6 protein-coding genes are annotated in these 5,907 nt (G+C 73.0%); 3 read left to right on the top strand and 3 right to left on the bottom strand.

Features of this window, described 5'->3' with window-relative positions; all coding sequences use genetic code 11:
* The 3 genes from IH13_RS0111980 to IH13_RS0111970 all read left to right on the top strand — a co-directional run.
* A partial coding sequence (locus IH13_RS0111980; protein WP_031083660.1) for an HAD hydrolase family protein occupies positions 1–1,085 on the top strand: 1,085 nt, incomplete at its 5' end.
* A gap of 12 nt (positions 1,086–1,097) precedes the next feature.
* Positions 1,098–2,039, top strand: coding sequence for an N-acetylneuraminate synthase family protein (locus IH13_RS0111975; protein ID WP_031083659.1), 942 nt, complete (start codon positions 1,098–1,100; stop codon positions 2,037–2,039).
* A gap of 11 nt (positions 2,040–2,050) precedes the next feature.
* On the top strand, positions 2,051–3,094 hold the full coding sequence (locus tag IH13_RS0111970) for a hypothetical protein (RefSeq protein WP_031083658.1): 1,044 nt from the start codon (positions 2,051–2,053) through the stop codon (positions 3,092–3,094).
* Between the two features lie 27 nt (positions 3,095–3,121).
* Here the strand turns inward: IH13_RS0111970 and IH13_RS0111965 are convergent, their stop codons facing one another.
* From IH13_RS0111965 to IH13_RS0111955, 3 genes are all read right to left on the bottom strand, one after another.
* Complete coding sequence (locus IH13_RS0111965; RefSeq protein ID WP_158791139.1) at positions 3,122–3,292, bottom strand: hypothetical protein; 171 nt, start codon at positions 3,290–3,292, stop codon at positions 3,122–3,124.
* An 85-nt stretch (positions 3,293–3,377) separates the two neighbouring features.
* Positions 3,378–4,037 (bottom strand): hypothetical protein, encoded by a 660-nt coding sequence (locus tag IH13_RS0111960; protein ID WP_031083655.1) that lies wholly within the window; start codon positions 4,035–4,037, stop codon positions 3,378–3,380.
* Between the two features lie 69 nt (positions 4,038–4,106).
* Positions 4,107–5,726 (bottom strand): serine/threonine protein kinase, encoded by a 1,620-nt coding sequence (locus IH13_RS0111955; RefSeq protein WP_031083653.1) that lies wholly within the window; start codon positions 5,724–5,726, stop codon positions 4,107–4,109.
* Positions 5,727–5,907: the final 181 nt, after the last annotated feature.

The raw sequence follows: 5,907 nt of genomic DNA, 5'->3' as shown, positions 1-5,907 counted from the left end.
CCCCGGCGATCGCCGAGGCGGCCCGCGCCGCGGCCGGCGCCGTGGGGGAGGAGACGCGGCTGCACTGCGTGGCCCGTCCCGCCGCGATCGCCGGGGACACGGCCACCAGCGAGGCGGCGGTCCTCCACGCCCTGGACGCCTACGAGGCGATGGCACACGGCCGCACCGCCGACGTGGTCCTCCTCGTCCAGTGCACCAGCCCCTTCCTCAGCCGTGAGGACGTCGACGGTGTCGCCCGCGCCGTCGCCCGCGAAGGCGCCGACACCGCCGTCACGGTCGCCCCCTTCCACGGCTTCGTGTGGCGCGACGGCAGCGCGGTCGAGGACGGCACCTACGGCGTCAACCACGACAAGGCCGTACGCCCCCGCCGCCAGGACCGCCCCCAGGACTTCCTGGAGACCGGCGCCGCGTACGCCATGGACGTCACCGGCTTCCGCGCCCACCGCCACCGCTTCTTCGGGCACACCGCCCTCGTGGCGACCGACCCGGCGCGGACGCTGGAGATCGACGACCCGCACGACCTGGACCGCGCCCGCGCGCTCGCCCCGCTGCTGGACCCCGCCCCCCTGCCGACCCGCGCGGACGTCGACGCCGTCGTGCTCGACTTCGACGGCACGCAGACCGACGACCGGGTCCTCGTCGACTCCGACGGCCGCGAGACCGTCGCCGTGCACCGGGGGGACGGCCTCGGTATCGCCGCCCTGCGCAAGGCCGGCGTACCGCTGCTCATCCTCTCCACCGAGCAGAACCCGGTCGTCGCCGCCCGCGCCCACAAGCTCCGCGTCCCCGTCCTGCACGGCGTCGACCGCAAGGACCTGGCGCTCAAGCAGTGGTGCGAGGAGCGGTCCGTCGACCCGCAGCGCGTGCTCTACGTCGGCAACGACGTCAACGACCTGCCCTGCTTCGGACTGGCGGGCTGGCCCGTCGCCGTCGCGAGCGCCCACGACGTGGTACGCGCCGCCGCGCGCGCCGTCACGACCACACCCGGCGGTTCCGGCGCCATCCGCGAGATCGCGGCCTGGCTGCTGGGACCCACCCTCACCGGCTCCGTACCGGCCCCTGTCCCCGCTGTCCCCACCCAGTAAGGAAGCACCACCATGAGCAACACCTCCCGCCTGCGCACCTTCGGCACCCGCACCGCCGGCCCCGGCCACCCCGTCTACGTCACGGGCGAGATCGGCATCAACCACAACGGCGACCTCGACAACGCCCTCGCGCTGATCGACGTGGCCGCCGAAGCCGGCTGCGACGCCGTCAAGTTCCAGAAGCGCACCCCGGAGATCTGCACCCCGCGCGACCAGTGGGACATCGAGCGCGACACCCCCTGGGGCCGGATGACGTACATCGACTACCGCCACCGCGTGGAGTTCGGCGAGGCCGAGTACACCGCCATCTCCGAGCACTGCGCCGCGCGCGGCATCGACTGGTTCGCCTCCCCGTGGGACACCGAGGCCGTCGCCTTCCTGGAGAAGTTCGACGTCCCCGCCCACAAGGTCGCCTCCGCCTCCCTGACCGACGACGAACTGCTGCGGGCCCTGCGCGCCACCGGCCGCACGGTCGTCCTCTCCACCGGCATGTCCACGCCCCGTCAGATCCGGCACGCGGTCGAGGTGCTGGGCAGCGACAACATCCTGCTCTGCCACGCCACGTCCACGTACCCGGCCAAGGCCGAGGAGCTCAACCTGCGGGTCATCAACACCCTCCAGCAGGAGTACCCGAACGTCCCGATCGGCTACAGCGGACACGAGACGGGCCTGCAGACCACACTGGCCGCCGTCGCCCTCGGCGCCACCTTCGTGGAGCGCCACATCACCCTGGACCGCGCCATGTGGGGCTCCGACCAGGCCGCCTCCGTCGAGCCGCAGGGCCTGACGCGCCTGGTGCGCGACATCCGCACCATCGAGGCCTCCCTCGGCGACGGCGTCAAGAAGGTCTACGCCTCCGAGCTGGGCCCGATGAAGAAGCTCCGCCGGGTCACGGGCGTCGTCGCCGAGAACGAGAACGAGAACGCGCCGGCCGCCGAGCCGGTCGCGGTCTGACGGGCCGACCGGTGAACCTCGCCTTCGTCGAGAGCCCGGTCCAGCTCCTGAACGTCCTGGAGTGGACCCACATCCGGGGAGAACACGACAGCACGGTCGTCGTCGTCCTCCCCCCGGTCGACCCGATGTCGCGCGGACAGCTGCGCAGGATGGCGGAGCTGGCCCGCGACGAGGGCGCCACGGTCCGCTGGCAGGAGGCGCGCGGGGAGACCGGCGCGCCTCTCAAGGCCCTGCGCACGCTGACCGGGCTGATCCGCAGGGCCGACCGCGTCGTCATCGGCGACCCCTTCTCCCGGTACGTGCACCTGCTGCTGTCCCTGGTGCGTACCCACCGGATCACGGTGGTGGACGACGGCACGGCCACCATGGAGTTCGTCGCCCAGCTGACCCGGGGCGAACGCCTGGTGCGCTGGCACCGGCGCGGCGGCCGGGGCCCGCGCGAACTGCTGCTGGCCCCGGTCACCACGGCGGCCCGCCGCAGCTTCGTCCCCTCCGCGACCCGTACGGTCGAGGTGTTCACGGCGATGCCGGTCGAGCCCCCCGAGGGCGTCGAGGTCACGCCCAACACCCTCGCCTGGACCCGGGAGCGCTTCGGACCGCCCACCCTCACCAAGGGCGCCGACCTGGTCGGTACCTCGCTGGTGGAGACGGGCGTCATCGACCCGGTCCCGTACGAGGAGGCGGTGGCCACGCTGGCCCGCGCCCACGGGGCGACCCGTTACTTCGCGCACCGGCGCGAGTCCGCCGAGAAGCTCCACGCCCTGGAGGCCGCCACCGGCCTGGAGATCGTCCGCCCGGACCTCCCGCTGGAACTCATCGCCCGCCGGGGCCCGATCGGCCACACGGTGCTGAGCTTCCCGTCCACGGTGGTCCACACCCTGCCGCTGGCCCTCACGGGCACGGGGGTGAAGGTCGCGGTGTGCGACATAGCGCCCGAGTGGCTGCGCGACACGGCGTCGCCGCGCGCGCAGGGGTTCCTGCGCGGGGTCACGGAGACGGCCCGGGACGTGCAGCGGCTCGCGCCCTGGCGGGCGACGGCCGTGACGGAGGGGTGAGGAGGGGAGGGACGTGGCGGCGGGTCGTCACCGCTGCATCGCCTCGATGAGCTGGAGGAGGAACGACGCCCCCACGGTGGAGACCACCCACAGCGCGATCACCCCGAACGAACAGACCGAGGCGACGACCACCATGATCCAGGTGCACCCCACAGCCGCGTGGTAGTCGCTGTCGTCGTCCCAGTCGAGCCCCGACATGTCGCCCTCCCCGGCCGATGTCTTGCCGCACGGCCCGTGCCGCGCGGTCCCGTCGCCGCCCACGCACGGCCGCCGGGGCGGCCCGTCAGCCGCCGATCGTGCGGAGGAAGTGGTCCGCGTCGTCCGGCTCGGCGAGCCGGCCGAGCTCCAGCCAGGAACCGTCGGCGAAGCGGAGCCGGAAGGTGGCGAAACCGCGTGGCTGCCCCGCCTCGCCCTCGGCGCGTGCCTCGGAGAAGGGGTGCTCCACGACGATGCGGAAGTCGTCGGCCTTGGTCGGCGACAGCCTGCGACGCGGGGAGGCGGCCACACAGACGCGGTCCCGGGTCAGCATCACCAGGCGCTTCGGGCTGGGCGAGTGCCCGTACCAGCGCAGCAGCGACTGCCCTGCGGCCAGCGACCAGTCACCGTCGAAGACCCCTCCGCCGGGATCATCCCTCCGCGCGGAGGCGGCGGCCCCGGCGCCCCTCGCCGCGGAGGAGGTCCGCGACCGGCCCGACCTCCGTCCCGGCTCCAGCAGCCGGCCCGCCCTTTCGAGCAGCATCATCGGGACCACGACGAAGAAGAACAGGGTGCCCAGGACGTACAGCAGCCAGTGGTGCCTCGACTTCAGCCGGCCGTTGCCCGCCGCCCGGTGAACATCCTTGGGCGGTACGGGAATCGGCTTGGCCACCTCGCACCACACCACGGCCACCGGGTCCTCGCCCAGGACCTTCCGAGCTCGCCGCCGCACCGCACGTCTCGCCATGCGGGGAGTCTATCCACGCGGGTCCGCACGGGCCGGTGGGCGGTCGTGTACCGGTCCCGGGCCGATGACCTACCGTGCCGCGTTCCGCCATACGGTCAGGTCGCCCAGGAGGAAGGCGACTTCCGGCAGGGCGGTCGACTTCGTCTGGATCACGTACAGACCGATGTCGCCCTCGGCGTTCTGCATGCAGATCTCGGTGCCGGCCGCCGTCGCGGCCAGCGGCAAGCGGGTGTACCCCTCCTTCTCGGCGGTTTCGAGGAAGTGACGGCACTCGTCCAGGGTGGTGCCGTTGCCTTGGTAGATCGGGGTGAACACGGTGCTGTCACCCTTCAGTTCGCAGCCGGTCTCCGCGCAACCGAAGCGGATGTCGCCCTTCCTGTCCTTGCGCGCCGGGTCCGTCTGCTTGAGGCTCATGGAGTTCTCGGCGTCCAGCTGGACCATGGCGAACCCCTCCGGCCGCGGCTCTTCGGGGGAGTCCGCCGGGAGGGCGCCGTCACCGGTGGTCTCGGCCCCCGAAGAGTCCGTCGAGTCGGCCGAGTCCGCGGTGCCGGCGGAGGAGCCCGAGGGCGTGGTGGGAGGCCCCGTCACGGACGGCTGGGAGCCGGTCGAGGCCCGGTCGTCGGACCGGCCCTTCGCCTCCATGACCGACCAGGTCAGTGCCACCACCAGCAACGCGGCACTCGTCACACAGGCCGTCGCGATCAGGGCGGTGCGCCGCTCGCGGGACTTGCGCTGCTCCGGCGTCTGCGTCGGCCCCGCGAACCCCGGCTGCGGCGGGCCGGGCGCGGGCACCCCCGACCGCTGGTAGGTCAGGGTCGGCTCGGGCACCGGCGCCGGTACCGCCGCCTCGGGGCCGGTGATCTCCTTCCACACGGCAGGCCCCCCGCCCGCCTCCGCGCCCAGCCGTCGCCGGCACCACTCCACGACCTCCGCGGGCGTGGCCCGCTCGGCCGGGTCGGCTGCCAGGCACCGGGCGAACAACGGGCGCAGCGACTCGGGCAGCAGGGACAGGTCGGGTTCGGAGTGCACGATGCGGTACAGCACGTTGACGGCCGGACCGTCGCCGTAGAGCGGCCTGCCGAGCGCCGCGAACGCCGCCGTCTGGCCGAGCGCGAAGACGTCCGTCGCCGCCGTGATCTCGCCCCCGGACGCCTGCTCCGGGGCCATGTAGAAGGGCGTGCCGATCGTGCTCCCCGTCGCCGTGTACGAGGTCCCGTCGGCGGCGAGCGCGATACCGAAGTCGATCACCCGCGGGCCGTCGGCGGCCAGGAGCACGTTCGACGGTTTCAGGTCCCGGTGCACGATGTCCTCGGCGTGGATGGCCTGCAACGCCTCGGCCACCCCCGCCATCAGCCACAGCACCGCGGGCACCGGCAGCGGACCGCGCCCGGTCACCGCCTCCGTCAGCGACGGCCCCGGTACGTACAGGGCGTCGATCAACTCGGCGGTGTACGCCCCACGGACCCGGCGGGCCGCCTTGATCTCCCGGCCGAACCGCCGCCGGAAGTCCGGGTCGTCGGCCAGCTCCGGCCGGACGACCTTGATCGCCACGGGTCGGCCGCCCTGGGTGTGCGACAGATACACCTGGCCCATGCCACCGGAGCCCAGGCGTGCGGCGAGCCGGTAGCCCGCGACCACGGGCGGGTCGTCGGCCTGAAGTGGCTGGAAGTCCTTCGTCGCATGGCTCATCAGCCCTGTACCCCCCACAGTGATGCGTTGGCCAATGCAGGCAGCTTAAGGGCTGTCCCGCACTTCCCGGCGGGCGCACGACGACAGCTACGGCACCTCGCCGCGTTGTCGGGACATCCCCATATATCCGGTATGCGGATGTCCCTCCGCCTTGCGATGCACCGCATCTTATACACATCTC

It is taken from the genome of Streptomyces sp. NRRL WC-3549 (genome assembly GCF_000721935.1).
Lineage (GTDB): Bacteria > Actinomycetota > Actinomycetes > Streptomycetales > Streptomycetaceae > Streptomyces.
Note: the sequence above shows the minus strand (reverse complement) of the source record. Positions and strands in the feature narration are given on the sequence as shown.